Source organism: Streptomyces sp. NPDC098789, from assembly GCF_044759975.1.
Taxonomy (GTDB): domain Bacteria; phylum Actinomycetota; class Actinomycetes; order Streptomycetales; family Streptomycetaceae; genus Streptomyces.
The window spans coordinates 20,786-39,411 of sequence record NZ_JBIWAJ010000032.1 but is presented as its reverse complement, the minus strand read 5'-3'; the positions used below and the strand labels follow the sequence as shown (position 1 = coordinate 39,411).

General features: G+C 70.6%; 24 protein-coding genes. 18 read left to right on the top strand and 6 right to left on the bottom strand.

The genetic code is table 11. The features are described 5' to 3' along the window. The first annotated feature begins 248 nt into the window (after positions 1-248). Together ACIQWR_RS38850 and ACIQWR_RS38845 are read left to right on the top strand one after the other, a co-directional pair. Positions 249-1,241, top strand: coding sequence for a hypothetical protein (locus ACIQWR_RS38850; protein WP_404020059.1), 993 nt, complete (start codon positions 249-251; stop codon positions 1,239-1,241). Positions 1,242-1,430: 189 nt separating this feature from the next. Then, on the top strand, positions 1,431-2,132 hold the full coding sequence (locus ACIQWR_RS38845) for a DUF1524 domain-containing protein (RefSeq protein WP_404020057.1): 702 nt from the start codon (positions 1,431-1,433) through the stop codon (positions 2,130-2,132). Between the two features lie 101 nt (positions 2,133-2,233). Here ACIQWR_RS38845 and ACIQWR_RS38840 read toward each other — a convergent pair whose 3' ends face one another. Continuing rightward, positions 2,234-3,133 (bottom strand): Ku protein, encoded by a 900-nt coding sequence (locus ACIQWR_RS38840; RefSeq protein WP_404020054.1) that lies wholly within the window; start codon positions 3,131-3,133, stop codon positions 2,234-2,236. A gap of 197 nt (positions 3,134-3,330) precedes the next feature. On the opposite strand from ACIQWR_RS38840, the gene ACIQWR_RS38835 reads away from it, so the two are divergent. From ACIQWR_RS38835 to ACIQWR_RS38825, 3 genes are all read left to right on the top strand, one after another. Then, on the top strand, positions 3,331-3,690 hold the full coding sequence (locus ACIQWR_RS38835; protein ID WP_404020051.1) for a hypothetical protein: 360 nt from the start codon (positions 3,331-3,333) through the stop codon (positions 3,688-3,690). 6 nt (positions 3,691-3,696) lie between these two features. After that, complete coding sequence (locus tag ACIQWR_RS38830; RefSeq protein ID WP_404020048.1) at positions 3,697-4,047, top strand: DUF6233 domain-containing protein; 351 nt, start codon at positions 3,697-3,699, stop codon at positions 4,045-4,047. A gap of 141 nt (positions 4,048-4,188) precedes the next feature. Further along, positions 4,189-4,470: a hypothetical protein gene (locus ACIQWR_RS38825; RefSeq protein ID WP_404020045.1), complete on the top strand. Its 282-nt coding sequence runs from the start codon at positions 4,189-4,191 to the stop codon at positions 4,468-4,470. 60 nt (positions 4,471-4,530) lie between these two features. Here ACIQWR_RS38825 and ACIQWR_RS38820 read toward each other — a convergent pair whose 3' ends face one another. After that, a complete protein-coding gene (locus tag ACIQWR_RS38820) occupies positions 4,531-4,890 on the bottom strand; it encodes a hypothetical protein (RefSeq protein ID WP_404020042.1) in 360 nt (119 codons plus the stop codon). Between the two features lie 143 nt (positions 4,891-5,033). Between ACIQWR_RS38820 and ACIQWR_RS38815 the strand changes: the two genes are divergently transcribed. The 4 genes from ACIQWR_RS38815 to ACIQWR_RS38800 all read left to right on the top strand — a co-directional run bounded on the left by ACIQWR_RS38815 (position 5,034) and on the right by ACIQWR_RS38800 (position 7,976). Then, positions 5,034-5,318 carry a hypothetical protein gene (locus ACIQWR_RS38815; protein ID WP_404020039.1) on the top strand — a complete coding sequence of 95 codons (285 nt, stop codon included), beginning with the start codon at positions 5,034-5,036 and terminating at the stop codon, positions 5,316-5,318. A gap of 697 nt (positions 5,319-6,015) precedes the next feature. Then, positions 6,016-6,273: a hypothetical protein gene (locus ACIQWR_RS38810; RefSeq protein ID WP_404020036.1), complete on the top strand. Its 258-nt coding sequence runs from the start codon at positions 6,016-6,018 to the stop codon at positions 6,271-6,273. A gap of 189 nt (positions 6,274-6,462) precedes the next feature. Then, complete coding sequence (locus ACIQWR_RS38805; RefSeq protein ID WP_404020033.1) at positions 6,463-6,951, top strand: hypothetical protein; 489 nt, start codon at positions 6,463-6,465, stop codon at positions 6,949-6,951. 236 nt (positions 6,952-7,187) lie between these two features. Then, positions 7,188-7,976 carry an SAM-dependent methyltransferase gene (locus ACIQWR_RS38800; RefSeq protein ID WP_404020030.1) on the top strand — a complete coding sequence of 263 codons (789 nt, stop codon included), beginning with the start codon at positions 7,188-7,190 and terminating at the stop codon, positions 7,974-7,976. On the opposite strand, the gene ACIQWR_RS38795 is transcribed toward ACIQWR_RS38800, so the two are convergent. Both ACIQWR_RS38795 and ACIQWR_RS38790 read right to left on the bottom strand, forming a co-directional pair. After that, on the bottom strand, positions 7,973-8,833 hold the full coding sequence (locus ACIQWR_RS38795) for a helix-turn-helix domain-containing protein (RefSeq protein ID WP_404020027.1): 861 nt from the start codon (positions 8,831-8,833) through the stop codon (positions 7,973-7,975). The two genes, ACIQWR_RS38800 and ACIQWR_RS38795, sit on opposite strands and share 4 nt — an antisense overlap. Before the next feature lie 188 nt (positions 8,834-9,021). Next, positions 9,022-9,261 (bottom strand): DUF397 domain-containing protein, encoded by a 240-nt coding sequence (locus ACIQWR_RS38790; RefSeq protein WP_404020024.1) that lies wholly within the window; start codon positions 9,259-9,261, stop codon positions 9,022-9,024. A 502-nt stretch (positions 9,262-9,763) separates the two neighbouring features. Here ACIQWR_RS38790 and ACIQWR_RS38785 point away from each other — a divergent pair. After that, complete coding sequence (locus ACIQWR_RS38785; RefSeq protein WP_404020022.1) at positions 9,764-10,021, top strand: hypothetical protein; 258 nt, start codon at positions 9,764-9,766, stop codon at positions 10,019-10,021. Continuing rightward, on the top strand, positions 10,018-10,398 hold the full coding sequence (locus ACIQWR_RS38780) for a hypothetical protein (RefSeq protein ID WP_404020019.1): 381 nt from the start codon (positions 10,018-10,020) through the stop codon (positions 10,396-10,398). Before ACIQWR_RS38785 ends, ACIQWR_RS38780 begins: the two co-directional genes overlap by 4 nt. 309 nt (positions 10,399-10,707) lie before the next feature. Here the strand turns inward: ACIQWR_RS38780 and ACIQWR_RS38775 are convergent, their stop codons facing one another. Continuing rightward, on the bottom strand, positions 10,708-11,928 hold the full coding sequence (locus ACIQWR_RS38775) for a transcriptional regulator (RefSeq protein WP_404020017.1): 1,221 nt from the start codon (positions 11,926-11,928) through the stop codon (positions 10,708-10,710). A 359-nt stretch (positions 11,929-12,287) separates the two neighbouring features. On the opposite strand from ACIQWR_RS38775, the gene ACIQWR_RS38770 reads away from it, so the two are divergent. The 7 genes from ACIQWR_RS38770 (at position 12,288) to ACIQWR_RS38740 (ending at position 18,025) form a co-directional block, all read left to right on the top strand. Continuing rightward, positions 12,288-13,196 (top strand): aspartyl/asparaginyl beta-hydroxylase domain-containing protein, encoded by a 909-nt coding sequence (locus ACIQWR_RS38770; protein WP_404020014.1) that lies wholly within the window; start codon positions 12,288-12,290, stop codon positions 13,194-13,196. Continuing rightward, complete coding sequence (locus tag ACIQWR_RS38765) at positions 13,193-14,101, top strand: nucleotidyltransferase domain-containing protein (RefSeq protein ID WP_404020011.1); 909 nt, start codon at positions 13,193-13,195, stop codon at positions 14,099-14,101. Before ACIQWR_RS38770 ends, ACIQWR_RS38765 begins: the two co-directional genes overlap by 4 nt. Continuing rightward, entirely contained in the window at positions 14,098-14,646 is a 549-nt protein-coding gene (locus tag ACIQWR_RS38760; RefSeq protein ID WP_404020008.1) for an LOG family protein, read from the top strand. Before ACIQWR_RS38765 ends, ACIQWR_RS38760 begins: the two co-directional genes overlap by 4 nt. A gap of 8 nt (positions 14,647-14,654) precedes the next feature. Continuing rightward, positions 14,655-15,167 (top strand): orotate phosphoribosyltransferase, encoded by a 513-nt coding sequence (locus ACIQWR_RS38755; protein ID WP_404020005.1) that lies wholly within the window; start codon positions 14,655-14,657, stop codon positions 15,165-15,167. Then, on the top strand, positions 15,164-15,817 hold the full coding sequence (locus tag ACIQWR_RS38750; RefSeq protein WP_404020002.1) for an HAD family hydrolase: 654 nt from the start codon (positions 15,164-15,166) through the stop codon (positions 15,815-15,817). The genes ACIQWR_RS38755 and ACIQWR_RS38750 overlap by 4 nt, the downstream gene beginning before the upstream one ends. Before the next feature lie 194 nt (positions 15,818-16,011). Further along, on the top strand, positions 16,012-16,953 hold the full coding sequence (locus ACIQWR_RS38745; RefSeq protein WP_404019999.1) for a phosphotransferase family protein: 942 nt from the start codon (positions 16,012-16,014) through the stop codon (positions 16,951-16,953). 541 nt (positions 16,954-17,494) lie between these two features. Further along, positions 17,495-18,025 (top strand): hypothetical protein, encoded by a 531-nt coding sequence (locus ACIQWR_RS38740; protein ID WP_404019996.1) that lies wholly within the window; start codon positions 17,495-17,497, stop codon positions 18,023-18,025. A 297-nt stretch (positions 18,026-18,322) separates the two neighbouring features. Here the strand turns inward: ACIQWR_RS38740 and ACIQWR_RS38735 are convergent, their stop codons facing one another. Continuing rightward, on the bottom strand, positions 18,323-18,538 hold the full coding sequence (locus tag ACIQWR_RS38735; RefSeq protein ID WP_404019993.1) for a hypothetical protein: 216 nt from the start codon (positions 18,536-18,538) through the stop codon (positions 18,323-18,325). Positions 18,539-18,626: the final 88 nt, after the last annotated feature.

Here is an 18,626-nt window from a genome sequence, read left to right as displayed (position 1 = left end):
GGCCGGTGTGCGGCGGCACCCGCGTGCCCCCGCACACCGGCCCGGGACCCGGCGCTGTCCCGGCGGTGCTCCGATCCCGCCGCCCGTCGTGGGGGGTTCGCGCCACGGCAGCGAGGTTTCCGGTCGTTCTGGAGACCACGCCGGGCCGACGGCGGCGAGACCGCACAGTAGACGGAGAGGCTGCTCGATCATGGGGACGGCTTGGCCGGGCGGCCAGGACCAGAAAGCCCAGGACGAGAAGGCGCAGGATGAACGACGCCACCCCACCCGGACGCACGGCGAGCCAGGAGGCGACGGCCGGGCTCGGCACCACCGTGCAGGAGGTCTACGCCCACGCCACGGCGGACCAGCGCGACCGGCTCCTCGCCTCCACCCCCGTGATCCTGGCCCTGTTCGACGGCAGCGGCGGCTGGCTGCTGCTCCACACCCCCGGCGGCCCACCCCTCCAGGCACCGCCCGTCCCCGACTCCTACCGGCAGCTTAAGGACCTCGCCCACGTACCCGTGGCCGCCTTCCGCCTCGCAACCTCACCCGGCCACTTCCCGCCGGAAACCCGCACCCGGCTGGCCGGCACGCTCACCCGAGCGTCCGCAGGCCTGGCCTCGGCCGGGATCGGCCCCGAGGAAGCACGGGCCGGGCGCGCCCTCCTCGACCTCTGCGGCAGGCTCCTGGCACGCCTCGACAGCGGCCGACCCGCTCCACAGGAACATACCGAGCGCTTCGCGAGCAGCTGTACGCCCCTCCTCCTGCACCTGATCGAAGCGGCCGCCGCCGTACAGGTCGGCCACTGGACCACGGTGCTGGACACCTGGCAGACCCGGCTGGGCGGAGCACTCGACGACGTGTACGCGGCGGTGAACACCCTCTACGTCACCCGGACCAAGAACGTCCTGTTCACCGTCCTCGCCCAGTACCTGGGCGAGGCGGCGATCGGCGAGCGCCTCTTCCTCTTCGAGACCCCGGAGTTCACCACCACCCCGGACCGGATGCTCGACCTCCTCACCCGGATCGTCGCCGACCGCGAGCTCGGCCGGGCCTTCTTCGGACACAGCCGCGTCATGGACGTCGAGCTCATGGGCGACGCCACCCGCACGGCGCTCCGCGAGGAGATGGCCCGGCGAGGCCGCAAGGCCGTCCTACCGACCAGCGCCCCCTACGACACCCGCCAGTGGCCCTGGGCCACCGATCCCACCAGCGGAATTGGCCCCTCCACCCTCGCGGCCTCCCACCCCGACCGCTGACAGCCGATCCTCGGTCAAGACCCGGGGCGCCGGGGGCACTGACGTCGGCTACACCGTCACCCGCCGCTGAAACAGCCTCGCAACTGGCTGGGGCGGGATCGTTTCCTCGGTGAACCCGTACGCCCAACCAGGTGAAGCGCCTCCCGAGGCCGCGGGCAGGCCGCGAACGCGACCGCTACACCAACCCGTGTGATCAAGACTCTGACGCGCGGTCTGCCCGCGCTCGCCCTCGCCGTGCTGCCCCTGCTGACCGCCACCCCTACTCCCGCCGTCGCCGCGCCGTCGCCGCGACTGGCCGCCGCTCCGGCTGCTGCCGCGACCGCGGTCGTGGTGCGCGGGGATCTGCCGGAGGCGCCGTCCGCGGCCGTCGCTCGCGCGGAGCTGATGGAGCTGGTGGTGGAGGCCCCGCACCCGATGGCCGGCTACAGCCGGGCACGGTTCCCGCACTGGGCGCAGCAGGGGGAGCGGTGCGATACCCGTGAGGTCGTTCTGGCCCGCGACGGCCAGGACGTCCAGCGCGACTCGGAGTGCCGGGCCGTATCCGGCACCTGGGTCAGCCCGTACGACGACCGAGTGCTGACGGCCGCGAGCCAGGTAGACATCGACCACATCGTCCCCCTCGCCAACGCCTGGCGCAGCGGCGTCGACCTCTGGGACACCCCCACAAGGAAGGCCTTCGCCAACGACCTCCAAGGACCTCAGCTGCTCGCGGTCTCGGCGGCCTCGAACCGGTCGAAGGGCGACCAAAGCCCTGACCAGTGGAGCCCGCCGTCCCGGGCCTACTGGTGCACGTACTCCCGCGCGTGGACCCACATCAAGTACACCTACCAACTCGCCGTCACCGAACCCGAGCGCGATCAGCTGAACACGATGCTCGACACCTGCCCCTGACGCAGCACCGTCCGGGCCCGGCGAGCGGCGACTGCAGGTCGGGCCCGAACCCTCGTCTTCGGCCTGCCGGGAATGGTCCAGTGCCGGCCTGGTGGGGTTCTTCAGGCAGTGCGGCGTGGGGACTTCGCGGCCGTCTTCTTGACCGCCGGCTTCTTCCCGTCCGAGGCTTTCGCCCCCGAGGCCCTCTTGGTGGGGAGGGGGTGGACGGTGCCGGCGTCGCTGTGGCGGGAGGTCTTCGCGTCCTGGACGGACTGCTCCAGCATGGCCATGAGGTCGACGACCTCGGCCGAGGCCGCCGGCGCCTCCCCGGAAGACTCGGGCAGGGTGCCGGTGCCGGTCTTCGCGGCGATGACCTCCTCCAGCGCGGCCCGGTACCCGTCGTGCATCTCCTCCAGGGCGACGCCGCTGAGGGACTCGGTGAGCCGCACCGCGGCGTCCACTTCCTCCTCGGAGACCTCCACCTCGGGCACGGGGACGTAGGAGGAGGCGCGGATCTCATCGGGCCACCGCATCGCGTGCAAGATGATCACGTCGTCCTTGACCCGCAGGAGGCCCAGCCGCTCGCGGTCGCGCATCGCGAACTTCGCCACAGCCACCTTGCTGCTGCGCTCCAAGGCTCGGCGGAGCAGCTCGTAGGGCTTCGCGGACACGGTCTCGGTGGCGGCCAGGTAGTAGGAGGCGCCGATCTGGATCGGGTCGATGCTCGCCGCCGGCACGAAGGCGACGATCTCGATCGCCTTCGCCGTGGGCAGCGGCAGGCCGTCGAGGTCTTCGTCGGTGACGGGGATGAGGGTGCCCGTCGCGGTCTCGTACCCGCGAACGATCTCGTCCTGGCGCAGCTCCTGGCCGTCGATCTCGCACACCTTGCGGTAGCGGATCCGACCGCCGTCAGCGGTGTGGATCTGCCGGAAGCTGATGTCGTGCGACTCGGTCGCCGGCACCACCTTGATCGGGATGGTCACCAGACCGAAGGAGATCGCACCGGACCAGATGGGACGCACTCGCACCTCCACACGCGGGGCCCCTGAATCCAGGGTCGCACCGCCCCGGCCTCAGTGCAGGAGGTGTGGGGCTGTCCGCGGAGCGAGGGCGCAGCGGCGCGGGCCGTATGTGTGGTCGGGTAGCGGGATCGCGCGAATGGGTCACCAACCGGAGCGTCGACTTCCCATCCATATTCGAACAGACTTACGATTGACGGGTGACCGACACCAGCTCCTTCCCCGACGACCTCCTCCAGCTCCAGGAGCGCCTCCACCGCGCCCACGCCGAACACCGCGCCTACCTCGCCGACCTGCCCTGGAGCGTCGAACCCTGCACCGGCTGGGCCCGGGGCGAGCGGTTCTCCCACCGCGGCGACGTCCCCGACAGCCCCGGCTGGAGCGACGAGCAGAAGACGACTGTCGACCGGATGTGGGCCGAGATCCGGGAACTGTCGATCGCGGTCGTCGACCACCGCCACTGGGCGACGGTCGCCCGCGAGGACGTCGTGGCGGCGCGCATGCAGCTCAAGAAGCTGACCCGCCCGATCGCACCCGCCGACGTGACTGAGGCGGCGTAGCCCGCGATGCAGGACCCCCTCCTGCCCCTCCCACCGGCCTTGGATCAGCTCCTGGTCATACGTCGCTGGCTGGAGCTCACCCTCGTGCGCGTCGACGAGCGGATCAGCGCCGTCCGCGCGTTCGAGGAAGAGCGGGCCCGCCGGCGGCCGCTGCGGGAGCCGCCACGGTGGTGGATCGAGTACGGCATCGGCGTATCCCGCCGCCCCGACCGCGTCCACACCAGCGCCTGCCGGATGACCACCCGCGGCAAGCCGTCCACCCGCGAGTCGGTCACGGAGGTGCTGCGGACCGTGCCCTCGGCGATTGCGTGCCCGCTGTGCCGACCCGACACCGAACTCGGGCTCCTCGACACCTGACCGGCTCCCGGCCCCGACCGGGGCGCCGCCCCGGAACTGCGCGAGCTGCTTCGGCGCGCGCCTTGGTCGTGGAGGCAGTGGCTGTGTTTCCGCTTCCCGGCCTGGCCCTGCGATACTCGCTGTGGCGTACGAGCCCTTCCGATGAACGGAGCCCTGGTGTCCGACGAGCCGATCTACGACGACCCGGACACCCAGCTGGCCCGCCGGGTGGCAGCCCTGGAACGTCTCGCGGAGACCCAGGACATCCTGGACCGCACCGAAGCCCTCGCCGCACGCCAGCGTCAGCAGGTCGAGCAGTCCCGTACCCAGCTGCTGGAGAAGATCTCGCGGACCCAGGACGACCACGGCGCCGTACTCGCCCAGCACGGCGAGATGCTCACCGAGATCCTCACCCTCCTACGTACGAACGGGCCCGCTCGCTGAGCGGTCGCCCACCATCACGGGCTCGACCGGACACGGTCGGGGCCGTTCGCGTGTCCGGGGTCAGTTTCCCGCGCGCAGGTGTTCTTGCTGGGCCTGAACGAGGCGGCGCCACGCGGAGCTGACGTGGTCCTCGTTCGTGGTCCAGCGGGTGGTCGACGGCCCGGGAAGGGGCAGGGCGGCCATGAAGTGGGCGATGTCGGTGAAGTAGGCGAAGTCGCCGGTGTCGGTCAGCGTGCGAAGCCAGTCGATGGTGGCGACCAGGTCTTGGTGTTCGTCGCGGACGGCGTGGTGAAAGGCGAGGGCGAGCTCCACGAACCGGTGGAGGAAGGGCAGCCCCGCAGCCTCGATCTCGGCGTGCAGGCTCTGGGCGCGGCCGGTGACGCCGGGGATCCCCGCGTCCTTGATCAAGGCCACCGCCAAGGCGAGCAGGTTGTTGGAGCGCTGATCGAGGCCATCGAGGAGCTGGTGGGCGAAGGCGAGCTTGTTGCCGGCGCGCCCGGGGCGGGCGAAGGAGATAGCGATGGCGAGGCGGACCGCAGCATGGCCCGCTCGCCAGCCGCCGCGTGCTGCTCGGCCTCCGCGTGGCCGGCTTCGAAGGCGGCAAGGGCCAGGTCCGTGTCGGCTTCGAACCAGCGGATGTCGCCGAGGGGTTGCGGCCAGTCAGCGACGAACTCCAGGAAGAGCAGAATAAGCACGAGGCGGTCCGGACCGTGTGGCAGGCGTACGACGTGCGAAGCCCCCACTGCGGTCAGGAAGCCGGCGCCTGGTGCCTCAAGCCTGGCCAACCCCACTTCGCGCGCTCCAAGCAGGCCAGGAAGCTCACCGAGCAGCAAGAGCCCCGCTTCTGAGGGGGGTCGGCCGAGCCCGACCTGCAGCTACTGCCGTCCTGCGGCGGCCGCGCACGCGGCCGAGCAGAACTGCGGCGGCACCTTCGGGACCGCGCCGATCTGGAGCGCCGCACCACAGGCACAGCGCGTATGTCCGAGCTGACCGTGCCTTGCACCGCTTCCTGGCCCGAGGTCGCCGACAGGTCCTCGGGCAGCCGGTACGTATCGCCCAGCAGGGATTCCGGCGCCGTCAGCCGGTACTCGGCCTTGGGGAACTCGCTCCCGCTCGCCGGGACACATCCGATCTTTTCGTCAAGTCCGTCGTCGTGGATGCGGTTCCGGCCGTGAAATTGCGTGCGGGGTGCCACCCGACTGGTGGGGCGTAATCCGTTCGAGTGAAGGCGAGACTTCCCGGGAGTGGCTCCCTTGAGCCCAGACTCCCTTTTAGATTCATAATCTGACCAGCTAGTTGATAAATTTGTCATTTCTGTGCCGTAAGTGCGTCCCGTTGGGGTGTGTGCAGGCAATGCGGCGCCCGGGACTGGGGGTTGCGGATTCCGGTTTCACGGCTGCGGTGTTCGTGGCGTGTATGGCCGGCCATCGCTACGGTTCGAGTTCCTGGCCGGACGTCCACCCAGACATGGGAAGGGCCCCGAGGGTTGCCCCCCTCGGGGCCCCGGCGCGTCCGATCAGCCGCCTCTGCCTAAGGAGAACAGCGATGATTGAACGCACGTATCGGAAATTCATGGGACGCTTTCCTCTGCCGCCAGAAAGTACCATTCCGTCGTACTGGCTGCCTCAAACGGAGATTCTGAGCATCCTTTCGGTGGTGCTCCGCTTCGGTTCCGCATTGACCGCAGCCGCGGTCGTGGCGGTGTTCCAGGGGGCGGCGTCCCAGGATGTGCTGCTGATGGTCGCGCCCGCGGCCCTGGCTGACCGCAGTGCGGTGATCCTCACCCGTATCCGGCGGTCCTGAGCTGCAAGGGCGGCGCCTAGCCCTCGCCGGCGCCGCCCGAGCGCGCGTCCGCCTCCCAGCAGCCTCTCGAACGCTTCGCGCGGGACAAGCCACCTTGCCCTGGGCACGGCCCAGGCGGGCGGGATCCGGACACCCATGGGAGCCCCTCTTCCTACCCGCATCCGTCGATGACGACCGGCTGAGGACCTGATGCCTGACACCCCTTTCCCGAACCGCCGACGCCCCGCCCCCTCGCCTGTGGCCCGCCCGCGCGGCCCGCAGGCGACCAGGTGCGCACGCGACCTGGCCAGCGTCGCCTACGAGGCGTTCTGCGCCACCCACCGAACCGTGTACTCCCGCTACGCGGCGGCCCGCCTGGGCAACGACCGCCTGGGCGAGGACGCGGCCCAGGCCGCCTTAGGCGCGCTGGCCCCCCTGTGGGCCTCCGCGCTGACCTGCCCGGCACCGGCGGCCGTGTCCTGGCTGCTGCTCACCGGATTCGTCAACGCCCAACCCCGGGTGGGACGCGAGCCGGCGCGGGGCCTGTCACAGATCCACGCCGACGCGGTGATCCTCCACGACCGTCTGGGACTGCCCCGGCGGACCGCGGCCGCGGTGATGGGCCTGCCACCGCAGCAGTTCGACATGGTCCACAACGCCGCGCTCCGTGCCACGCAAGAGAACACGGAAAAGACCTAAAGCATATTCAGAAATGCATTTATGCGCGGCCTGGCGTGCTGTACCCGAATTCATCGGCGCACGCCGGGCCCGCGCTGCGCAATGACGGGCGGCCGATATGCGCCCCTGTGCATCACTCCGAGGGGCGAGGGGCTCTAGTCGGGTGCCAAGATGCGCTCCTAGCATGGGCCGACCACCATCGCCGGCCGGAGCCGCAAGAGTGCGGACCGCCACCATCCTGGGGGCCGACCTATTCAATGATCGACGTGAGCACACCCAGCGTTGCCCGTATGTACGACTACCTGATCGACGGGAGCGACAACTACCCGTCCGACCGGGAAGCCTGCGCCCAGCTCCTGGAGATGGCTCCCTCGACACGAGAACTCGCCCGGATCAACCGGGCCTTCCTCGTGCGGGCCGTCCGCTACCTGGCCCAGGAGGCCGGGATCCGCCGCTTCCTCGACCACGGCTCAGGGCTCCCCACCCGCCCCAACGTCCACCAGGTCGCTCGGGAGACCCACCCGCAGGCCCGCGTCGTCTACATCGACAACGACCCCCTGGTCCTGGCCCACGGGCGCGTCATGCTGGAAGAAGACCTGCACACCACCGCGGTGATAGAGGCCGACTTCCGCCGCACTGAAGAGATCTTCGCGGCACCGGAAGTCGCCGACCTGCTGGACGGTGAGCCCGTCGCCGCCCTCTTCGTCTCCGTCCTGCACTGCATCCCCGACAGCGACAACCCCTGGAGCCTGGTCAAGGATGTCGCGCGCCGCCTACCGTCGGGCAGCCACATGGTCATCTCCCAGCTCGCGAGCGACAACCCGGCCCTGCGGGACGAGGTCACCGCGTTCATGAGCAAGATCACCGGCAACCGGTGGGGCCGGGTCCGCAGCACGCAGGAGGTCCGACGCCTCTTCGACGGCCTCGAACTCGTCGAGCACACCGAACCGGTGGAGGTCTCCACCTGGCGGCCCGATACCGACCTCTTCCCACGACAGCAGACCCAGGAATGGATCGAGTTTGGGGGCGTCGCCCGCATCCCCTAGTGCGGTTCGGCCAGCTCGTCGATCCTGGCCTGCAAGAACCGCATCGTGTCGGCCTTGGTCAGGGAGTGCTGGAACACTCCCTCCAGGGAGGCCTTGTGCTCCAGGAGACGGACCGGGTCCTCCACCCACATCGCGCTCACGTTCATGGCCTCCACGTAGAGCATCTCCGGCGGACCCTCCAGGTCGGGAAGCTTCAGCAAGGTCATGGCCGTCGTCAGCGGCGGGCACACAGCCCACGCCTCGGTCGGGAACACCCGCACGTGGACGTTCCCGCCCCGCTCGCACCTCCCGTAGATGCGCCGCAGCTGCTCCAGCATCACCGCGTGGCCGCCGATGGGCCGGCGCAGCGCCGCCTCATCGATGATCGCCGTGAGCTCCGGCGCCGAGCTCGACTCCAGGATCTGTTGCCGCTGCGTCCGCACCTGCCCCCGTAGCGCCAGCAGGCTGTCCTGGGCCGTAGTGTCCTGGCCGAGGTACGGCACGGCGAACACCGCGTTCATGTACGCGGTGGTCTGCAGCAGCCCGGGGATGTTGTTCCCCTCGAAGGTGGTGATCTGCGTGGCGGCCGCTTCGACGTACCGCAGGTCGTTGAACGCTGCTGCCACGTCTTTGCTGCCCGGCAGCCGCGGGTTACCGACGGCCAGGATCTGGCGGGCGCGGGCGAGCACGCTCTCGCGCTCCTCGCCCTCCGGCACCCCATAGAGGTCCAGGAGCTTGATGATGCCCTTCTCGTCGAACCGGACGTTCGTCGCCCCGCTCTCGATCCGGCACAGCTTGGGCGCCGACGAGACACCGCCCAGCGCCGCGACCTGAGGCTGAGTGAGACCAGCAGCATTCCGGTGGCGGAGCAGCGCCACCCCCAACAGCTTGCGCAGGATCGGAGGAACGGAAGAGGCCGGCTCCGGTACCCGGTCCGGCCCCCTCCCTCCCACGATCTCGAAAGGTCTGGGCCGAGCGCCCACATCAGCTCCTTGATCACAGAAATCTCACGTGTCGTGATCCTCGAGCTCCACAAGCGCACCACGCAACCCAGGGCCACACCATTTCAGACAGTCATGGCGTCAAACTCGCCGGCCCGCACACCCGCGATGAAAGCGATCATCTCCGCCCGCGTGAACACGAGAGCGGGACCATCCGGGAAACGAGAGTTCCGTAACGCGACCTCGCCCTCTTCGACCCGTGCAATTTCAACACAGTTGTTGACGGCATCGCTCGCGCGCGCCTTCACCCACACCGCTCCACCGATGGAACTGGCCCGCGTGCCGTTGCTATACATGTGCTCCATACGACCTCCAAATAGCTCTCACCAGCTAAAATCCCGACCTGTCACCGCCTGGGCACCCGCTCTCGATGCCTCCTTCATGCACCCCGTGAAATTTTCATGAAGTTGCAGGCGGCGATGAGCCTAACGGCCCCGAACGATGACCGCCGTCCCCCGAAAGAGCGTTCCTCCAGGTCACTTAATCGTTCAAAAAGAGAGGAGTTCCGGCCATGATCGCCACGATTCGATCATCAAGAAAATGGCCGAAATTCCAGAAAATAGCGAGCCAGTCGCCCGCACCTTCAACACCCGCGCCAGGTAGACCACATCCGTGAGGTGGACTCCGGCCTCGGCAGCTTCGAGCTCCCGAACGGCTCCGGGAGTACTGCGGCGCAGCCCGCCCTCCTTCGACGCCAAGCAGGCCGGCGCCCACGGAGTCTCCGCCCACGACCTCGCCGACCTCAACCGCCCCCTGACGGGTACGTACCCGTACCCGTACCCTAAGGGGATGGGAAGGAGCATGATCATGTCCGATGCCAATGTGAGAATCCCCGAGGAAGCTAAGGACCGCCTCGCCGCGATCGCGGCGGCCGAGGGGTTGTCCCTGCGGGCTTACCTCGCCCGTCTCGCCGAGACGATGCTGACGCCGGCCGAGCGCGCCGAGCGCGCGGAGAAGGCGCAGACCGCGCTGCGGGCCTGGAATGGGTACGCCCCGACCGCGGCGGAGCAGGGCGAGCTCGATGACGAGCTCGACCGGCGGCTTGCGCAGGTGCAGCGCCCGTGAGCGAAGCGATGCACATCGTGCTCGACGAGACGGCGATGGCCGCGGCCGGGCAGGGCAACGTCCTGGTCTCCCGCCTGATCCACCGCGCTCACGCCGAGACCGGCTGGTTCCTTTACGCCCCCTCGTGCGCGCTCGTCGAAGCCGACCGCGCGCGGCCCGGCACCGCTGAGCACCTGGCCTCGTTGCCCGGGATCACGGTCCTAGACCTGGATTTGCCGGCCGCGCTCGCCGTCTCCCAGCAGGAAACATGGGCGGCCGCGCATAGTCAGCACGCGGCGCAGCCCACCGCGGACCGGCCCGAAGGCGCGATCGTGGCCACCACCGTGCCGAAACGCTGGGAGGGCCAACCGGTCCGGGTCCTGGACCTCACCCCGTGAGCGGCAGTCCCGGGTTGACCCGGTGAGTCCCAACGGGGTCAAGGCCCCTGCCGGCCATGCCCATCCCGCAGCACACGGAGTGGACGAATAGGCGCTCGGCCCGAGTTTCTACATTCGCCGGGGTCCAGAACTGTTCAGATCGTGCCACCGAGGTTTGGGCAGGCGCTGCGGGACAAGGTCTCCTCTTGAGCTGCGGCCTGGGCAGCTCGCAGAGAAGAATGACCAGATGGCGGCCTCTTGAGGATGCGGCCGGTCGCCTTCGACGATTCCCGTTGGAGAAGGGCTCCCTTAGTCTGGCCGCTCGTCTCGTCAGTTGGCGGTGTAGTTGAGGAAGTCGGCGACGATGGGTATGCCGCGGCGGCGTCCGAGTTTGTGCCGGAGGTCGTCAAGGGTGCTGGTGCCGCGTGCGGAGGTGACGCCTCCCATGCGGGTCACAGCGGTGTGGGCGGCGTCGACGGCCGCGTCGATGTCGCCGAGGGCGAGGTGGGCTTCGGCGAGGCGCGCGAGGTAGATGGCGTGTCCGCGGGGGAAGGCGTCGCCGTCGTACGCCTCGCCCTCGCTGTGGTGGGCGGTAGAGGCGTCCTGGAAGTGCTTGAGGGCTTGGCGGGGATTGCCGAGGTTGAGAGCGGAGCTGCCCAGCAGCTGGTGGGTTTCACCGAGGTTGAACCAGTAGACGCAGGCCGGGTCTGCTTCCATCGGCCCGGCGTTCGCGTAGGTGTCCATGGCGGCGTTGGCGGAGCGGTCGGCGGCGCGGGTGTCGCCGGCGTGGGCGTGGGCCCGGCAGGCGCGGGCGTGGAGCATGGCGGTCATCCGGGCGGAGCCGATGCGTGGGGCCTGGGTGAGGGCTGCTTCGATGAGGTCGATCGCGCCGCGCGGGTTGCCGGTGGAGTACTGCTGGATCGCCCAGAACGCAAGCGTGTTGGCGCCCACGACCGGGTCGTCCGCGCTCGCGGCGGCCCGCAGGGCGGTGACGTAGTGACGTTCGGCTGCGGCGATCCGGCCGCTGTCGTACGCCGTCCAGCCGGCCGATCTTGATGCTTCGGCCGCGACGCTGAACAGGCGGCGCCCGACGCGCTCGCTGTAGGAGGTGTCGTTGAGGGCCCCGAGGATGAGACGCAGTTCGGTTCGGGCGGCGTCGTAGACCTCCCCGGAGCCCAGTTCGTCGTCGAGGTGACGGAGTTCTTCCAGGCGGCGTTCGAACCGGTCGGGGGTGCTGTCGTCGATACGGCGGCCGCCCGCGGCGACGGCGCTGGCGGGGGCAGCACCGGACCACTGGGCGACGGTGGTGGTGAGGGTGACGGATGTGGTGATCAGGAACTTCCTGCGGTCCACCGGACCTCCTGCGATCTCCAGTGCGTGCACGGTTGCCGTGGTGGCCCACGGGGCGGTGAGGATGGCGTGGTCGTCGGGCACGGCGAGTAAGAGCCAGCCCGGCCAGCCGTGAGCCAGAACGACGTCGGGCGGGAGTTTCTCCAGCGCGGCCATGGCGAACTGGGTGCGCAGGGTGGCGCGTTCTCGCCGCTGACCCACCGCGACGCCTTCTCCTTACGGTGCCCCATCTGCCCGTACCCCATACGCCGGTGCTGCTCGGCCACCCGGAACAGGTACGCCTCGTTACTCATCCCGCGCTGGGACAGCAGATAGGCGAGCGGGTGCTGTTCAGCGGTGGTGTCCACGGTCACGGCGGCGTCCCTTTCGCGAGCACACGGGACACCAGTCTTCCGGCTGCGCACGAGCGGGGGAAGGGCACCGGGCCCGGTCCGCACCCCGCCGCAACCGGCGGCAACCAGCCGCAACGCCGGTGCTCTGGGCCCTGGGCGACGGGCGCGGTGTGGTGAGTTCTGGCGGCCCGGCCGGGCCGCAGCTGGATGAGGTGTCGGGAGAGACGCATGGGGACGATGACGTTCGCCGCGACGGCGGCCACCGAGGAGACGGGCGGTCCCGGGCCGGAGCTGCTGGAGCAGGTGGCTCGCCTGGTCGACCTGGACGAGACGCTGGTGGAGCGGATGCGGGCGGAGGCGCTCGGGGTACCGACCCGGGGGAGGGTCGCGTACGGGGAGTACCAGTCCGGCGGCTGGTGGACCGCCTCGCTGATGAACCACTCCACCGACCGGGACCCGCATGACGTCGTGATCGGCGACGGGCGGCCCCGCCCGACCACCCTTCTGGACCGGATGCCGGTGACGAAGGACTTCCTGGCGGGGCTGGGGCTGGACTTCATGTACGTCCGTCTGGCCCGTCTGGAGCCGCACTCCTACCTGTGGGAGCACCGCGACTACGCGGAACTGAACGAGCGCGGCCGACACCGCCTGCACATCCCGCTCGTCACCAACCCGTCCGCGGTCCTCGTCACGGCCGGGGCCCGGGTGCACATGGGAGCCGGCTCCCTGTGGCGGCTGACGCCCTCCCGCGCGCACGGGGTCCGCAACGCCACCGGCCCGGCCCGGCTGCACCTGATCGCCGACGTCTACACCGACGACATCTACCGGAAGCTCGCCGCCCACCCGCACCTGCGCGCGGGGGACGCCGTCCGGCTGCCGGTGCTGACGGCCGCCGATCGCGGTCGGCTGATGGAGCGGGCTGGGGAGCTGGCCTCGCTCGGGTTCCTCGCCTGCGCTGAGCAGGTCCTGCTGCGGGCGTACTACGCCTACGCGCTCCCCGAGGGCGGCGCGTACGACCTGATCACCGAACTGCATAGGAACCGCGGGGCCGACGCGGAAGCCGCCCGATGGGCGGAGGCCAAGCAGCACCTGCTCGCCCGCACCTCCTCTTCTCTCCCAGGAAGGAAGACCGTATGACCACCACCACGCCTTCGGCGCCGCTGTCGCCGCTGGAGGAGCTGGCTTACGCCCACCGGCCCTCGCAGCTGACGGTGCTGGCCGATCTGGTGCAGATGCTGTCTGGTGTTCCCGCGGTGACACAGCTGCTGGTGCGGGGCTCGCTGGCGACCGGGACGGCCGACCGGCTGTCCGACGTCGACCTGGTCGTTGCCGTACGCGCTGAGCGGCTGCTGGCGCTGATGACCAGTCTGGACGCGGTGATGTCCACCGAGTTCGGCGCGCTGCTGCCCGGCTGGCGCGACACCATCGTCGCCGACCTGGGGGGCGCGGGCTTTGTCTACCTGCTGCCGCACGACGGGCACCTGCTCCAGCTGGACCTCTACCTCTGCCCGGACAGCGCCGTGGACGCGCTGCGCCGCCGGATCGGCCCGCGCCTGCTCTGGCAGGAGACCCACCCCCATACCGGCCCGGACGCGGGGGCCCAGGTTGAGTTGGCGGCGGAGCTGGCCCGTACGGCGGCCGCGCCGGCGGACTGTTCGACGCTGCTGGTGCAGGCGATGGTCCTGCACGCGATGCTTCGCAAACGCGTGCTGCGCGGGCAGGAGTACATCGCCTACGGGCTCCTGCACCAGCTGCACGAGACGTGCCGGGACGTGGTCCGCACCGTCCTGGTCCCGCACTCCCGCCATCACGGCTGGTACCACCTGCCCGACGAGGTGGGTCGCACCGCGATCGGCCGTGAATGCCTGGCGGAGCTGACCGAAGCGTTGAGCGGCCCCCCGGTGCCCACCGTTGCGCAAGCGGACCAGGCGCTGGAGCGGATCGTGCGCCTGACCGAGCGGATCGCCCCGCGCGCGGTGTCCTCCCTCTCCGACGAGATCACCGCCTACCGCGCCTACCAGAGTCAGGAGGGACCGGCATGACCCATCCCACGCGTACCGCGGCACTGTTCGCCGGCGTCGTCGCCCGCCCCGGCGAGGAACACCTCGCCCTGGCCGCCGGGGATGCCTTGGGCGCGGCCGGGTACGGGCTGCGGCACGGCGGCTACAACGGCCTGATGGAAGCCGCCGCCCGCGGCGCCGCCCGCCACGGGGTGCCGGTCACCGCGATCACACTGGCCGGCCAGGACTGGGGCCCGCTCAACTCCTACGTCACCGACGTCGTGTACGCGCCGACGATGGGGAAGCGCCTGCACGCCTACCTCGACGACGTGGACCTGGTCGTGGTCATGGGCGGCGGGGTCGGAACCCTGCACGAGGTGACCGCAGCCCTGTACTACGCGACGACGATCCGGCCCGTCCCGGTTCGGCTGCTGGGCCCGGCCGCCTGCCGCCTCGTCACCTTCCTGCGCTCGGAGCAGTGGCTGGTGCAGGGGCCGACCCGACCGCTGGGGTTCCTCGCCGAACTCCCCGACGTCGCCGCGCTGGAGAAGGATCTGATGGCCCTGACCTCTGGGGGCCCGCGATGACGACCTCGGTGTCTGCCGTTCTCGCGGACCGGATCACGGCAGCGTTCCTCCCCGGCCCCTACCGGCTGCCCGACGGGCGGACCCTCGACTCCTACTTCGACCCCTACCGGCTGGCCTGCGACCCGCTGCTGCTCCGGGAGACCGCGGCCGCGCTCGCCGCCCTGCTGCCCCCGGACACCCAGGTGGTGGCCGGGCCGGCGCTCGCTGCGATCCCGCTCGTGACCGCCCTGTCCCTGCACACAGGGCTCCCCGCCGCCTACATACGGGCCGCGCGGAAGGAACACGGGACGTGGCGGCAGATCGAGGGCGCCGACCTTCAGGGCCGCCGCACCGCCTTGATCGACGACACCGCCCGCAGCGGGACGAGCCTGTTGCGTGGCGCCCGGCTGCTGCGGATCGCGGGCGCCCGCGTCACCACTGCGCTCTGCGTCCTTGACCGCGACGCCGGGGCCACCACCTTGCTCACCGAGCACCGGATGACCCTGTCCGCGCTGCTCACCGATCCGGGAAGCGTCCGGTGAACCGGCAAGCCGTGCTCTTCGACCTCGACGGCGTCCTCCTCGACAGCGGCCCGACTATCCGCACCGCCCTCGCGGCGGTCGCGACTTGCGCGACCGGCCAGCGCACCACCCCGGCAGACCTCCCGCCAGGCGCCCTGCGCCGCCCCCGCGCCGAGGTCCTGGCCCTCCTCGGTGTCGCCGACCCGGACGACGCCTGCAGCCGGTGGTGGGACGGCGCACTCGCCGCCGCACCACCCAGTGCCTTCCCCGGCGTGCTCACCGCACTGCTGGCCCTGCGTGCCGTCAACGTCGCACTCGGGGTCGTCACCCTCCAGGACCGCGACCGCCTGCCCTGGTACCTGCCACCGGCCCTCACCGACCTGCTGGACGTCGTGATCACCCTGCAGGACGCGCCCGCGAAACCGGCCCCCGACGGGCTGCACGCCGCCCTGGCCCAGGTCGGTGTCCTGCCCGAGCAAGCGGCATTCGTCGGGGACAGTCCCGGCGACATGAGTGCCGCACGCGCCGCCGGCGTCCTCGCCGTGGGCGCCGCGTGGGGCTGGCACCCGCCCGCCGCCCTTCGTACGGCCGGAGCCCGTCACCTGCTGTCCGATCCCATCCGCATCGGACCGTCACTCCTGCACCACCTGACCCCAATCCCCACGACCTGACCCACCCGCCCCGCTACAGTGGAAGGGCACCCGAAACGGGTGCCCTTCCCGACGTCCGAGGGACTCAAGGCATGCGCGTGATGCGGCGACAGGCGCCAAGCGCCGGCCGGGACCACTGAGGCACCACCACCTCACGGTCCGGGCCGGCGCTCACCCCCGCGCCCTGCCCGCCCACCCACCTGTGAGTCGCCTCCATGTCTTCGCTTCCCCCCGTCGGCCGTCTTCGATGGACCGACGTCCCCACCCCGCTGCGGACCCGCCTCGAAACCGCCCTCGGCTCCTCCGTCGTGGACGCCGTCACCCCGGCGGGCGGCTTCGGCCACCAGCTCGCCGCCGCCCTGACCCTGGCCAGCGGTCGACGGGCCTTCGTCAAGGCTGCTCCCGACGACGACCCGCTGACCGACGCCAACGTCCACGAAGCCACCGTCCTGGACGTACTGCCTCCCGGCGCACCGGCCCCGAAGCTCCTGGGAATCCACCGCGCCGCTGGCTGGACCGCCGTCGTCATCGCCCACCTGGACGGACCGCACCCCGACCTCTCCCCGGCCTCCGGCGACGGCGGGCAGACCTGGGCCCTGCTGGACAAGCTCACCTCCAGCCCCGCCCCGACGGCGTACACCGCCGCGGTCGTCGGCACGCCCTCCGGCGCAGCCGGCCTCCACGGCTGGGACGTACTGCTCGCAAACCCGCCGGGCGACCTAGGCCTCGTCGTACGCCACCGGCTGCACGAACTCGCCGAACTCGAGGCCGCCTGGCCCGCTCTCGCCCACGGAGACCGCATCGTCCACGGCGACCTACGCGCCGACAACATGGTCCGCGACCACCACCTGGGCGTGACCTTCGTCGACTGGGCCCACGCCACCACCGGCCCCGCCTGCATCGACGCCGCCTCCCTCGCACCACAACTGATCCTCGCCGGACACACGCCCGCAGACATCGCCCGCCTACTCCAAGACCACCCCGCCACCGCCAACAGCCCAGAAACCACCACGGCGTTCCTGGCCGCACTCACCGGCCACTGGCACCGCAACGCCCGCAAGCCCGCGCCCCCCAGAGCACCCGGCCTGCGCGCCTACCAACATCGCGCAGCCGCCGCCGGCCTCGCGCTCCTCGACTACCGACTGACGGGAAGGTAGCGCCCACTGCGCGCCCGAGCCGGCAGACCGGACAGCCGTAGTCACAGCGGTGGCCCCGCTGCGCTGTGCTGTGTCCCACTCGTCCAAGACCGCGCGAGCCGCAGCGCCGGCGTCGGGATCGGCGCTATGGGAGTAGGCGTACCAGCGCAGGTACCTCTCGACTCCCTGGAGCAATCCGGAGCGGGCGTGTTCCTGGACCATGCCGCGGTGGGTACCTGGACAAGATGGCTCCAGGCATCGAAACAGATGCCTCCGGCGATGGTGATGTGGCCATCAACGAACGATCCGTCACGGCTCGTGGCAGTTCCAGGTCGTGGCCAAGGCACATTTCCGGCAGCGCAGCGCCCTGGAGATCAGTGAGGCTGCTCGGCAGCGGTTGCCCTCGTCGACGCGCCGTGCGGACAGGGGGTGAAGAAGCTGACCGGCTCCGGCGGTAGCTCGTTCGGCGAATGAGGCACCGAGGAGTACGGGGCAGGGCAGGCTGGTGTGTGAGCCCGGCCGGCTATGGGCGGAGCTGTGGCGCGGACAGTGGGAGGTCGTCGTGACGGACAGGGTGCTGAAGAGCTTGTCGGCAGGGCACACGGGGTCGGTGGGGGTGCTGCTGACGGATGGCAGTGAGCCGGACCCGGTGTACTTCGACGTCGGCAGCGGCGCCCACATGCCCTCCTCCACGGACTGGCACGCCTACGACGGCCGGATGGGCCGCCCCCGGGCCGCCGTGCTGCGGGGCTCGTGCTCGTGCGGCTGGCGCGGCCCGGCCCACTACCCCCTGGACTGGAGCACCCTGGAGGACGGCCCGCTGTGGAAGGCGGACATCGACCTGTCGGGCCCGACCGGCGACATCGAGGCGCACGTGAGCGTGGTCCGCGACCAAGCCGTCCCGCTCCCCGACACCCTCACCGAGCTGTTGACCGGGCTGACGCGGGAGCTGTCCTCCGCGGTGGAGGAGAGCCCGCTGGTCGTGCTGAAGGCGATCGCGGACCTGCGCTACCTGATGGCGGAGGTGGCCACCGCGCTGGGGACCAGCGAGCAGGCCGCCTGCAGCTTCCTCGCCGACTACCACCAGTTCTAAGCCACCCCACCGGCGGGGCGCAGAGTGTCTAGGTCCCGAGCGCACCCTCTGTTCCCCTTGTGCGCGGACGTGGGGAAGGGGATGGTGTCGCTCTTGCGACGAGCCGGTCGGGGCTGAGGTTTGCCCGGGGCGCGGCTTTGATCGCCCTGATGGGACCCTTCGCGGTGCTGTTCCCCCGAACGATGCTGGCGCGGGCTTTCGATGTGGGGGTGTCGCCGGGTAGGCGGTACGCGGCTTCGTGAGCAGGGGGGGCCGGGGGTCTGGACCGCCGGCCACCACTCGTCGGCCGGGGGAGGGCTACCGGATGACGTTCACGATGACCTTGATGCTGCCGGTCGTGATCAGAGCGATCCCGATGGGCACCGAGACGAAGAGTCCGATGATGGCGCCCCCGGTCATGCAGGCCGCGGTGAGGCCGAAGTCGGCCCACTCCAGGGCGCGGCTGGGCGTGTGCGGTGCCGGGAGCGTGGTGATGCTGTAGGTGGGGCTTGCGGTAGGTTCGAGCTTGGACACGGAGTTGGTTTCCTCTTCTGTTCGCTCTGTGCAGGTCCTGGAGCTTCTGCTTTGGACGGCTCGTTGCTCCGGGCCTGCTGGATGTCCG

Excerpts from the sequence above, each read along its gene's own strand:
- ACIQWR_RS38760 (WP_404020008.1), top strand. The coding sequence starts at position 14,098 with ATGACCCATCCCACGCGTACCGCGGCACTGTTCGCCGGCGTCGTCGCC.
- ACIQWR_RS38785 (WP_404020022.1), top strand. The coding sequence starts at position 9,764 with ATGTCCGATGCCAATGTGAGAATCCCCGAGGAAGCTAAGGACCGCCTC.
- ACIQWR_RS38810 (WP_404020036.1), top strand. The coding sequence starts at position 6,016 with ATGATTGAACGCACGTATCGGAAATTCATGGGACGCTTTCCTCTGCCG.
- ACIQWR_RS38850 (WP_404020059.1), top strand. The coding sequence starts at position 249 with ATGAACGACGCCACCCCACCCGGACGCACGGCGAGCCAGGAGGCGACG.
- ACIQWR_RS38830 (WP_404020048.1), top strand. The coding sequence starts at position 3,697 with ATGCAGGACCCCCTCCTGCCCCTCCCACCGGCCTTGGATCAGCTCCTG.
- ACIQWR_RS38825 (WP_404020045.1), top strand. The coding sequence starts at position 4,189 with ATGAACGGAGCCCTGGTGTCCGACGAGCCGATCTACGACGACCCGGAC.
- ACIQWR_RS38805 (WP_404020033.1), top strand. The coding sequence starts at position 6,463 with ATGCCTGACACCCCTTTCCCGAACCGCCGACGCCCCGCCCCCTCGCCT.
- ACIQWR_RS38745 (WP_404019999.1), top strand. The coding sequence starts at position 16,012 with ATGTCTTCGCTTCCCCCCGTCGGCCGTCTTCGATGGACCGACGTCCCC.
- ACIQWR_RS38770 (WP_404020014.1), top strand. The coding sequence starts at position 12,288 with ATGGGGACGATGACGTTCGCCGCGACGGCGGCCACCGAGGAGACGGGC.
- ACIQWR_RS38765 (WP_404020011.1), top strand. The coding sequence starts at position 13,193 with ATGACCACCACCACGCCTTCGGCGCCGCTGTCGCCGCTGGAGGAGCTG.
- ACIQWR_RS38800 (WP_404020030.1), top strand. The coding sequence starts at position 7,188 with ATGATCGACGTGAGCACACCCAGCGTTGCCCGTATGTACGACTACCTG.
- ACIQWR_RS38790 (WP_404020024.1), bottom strand. The coding sequence starts at position 9,261 with ATGGAGCACATGTATAGCAACGGCACGCGGGCCAGTTCCATCGGTGGA.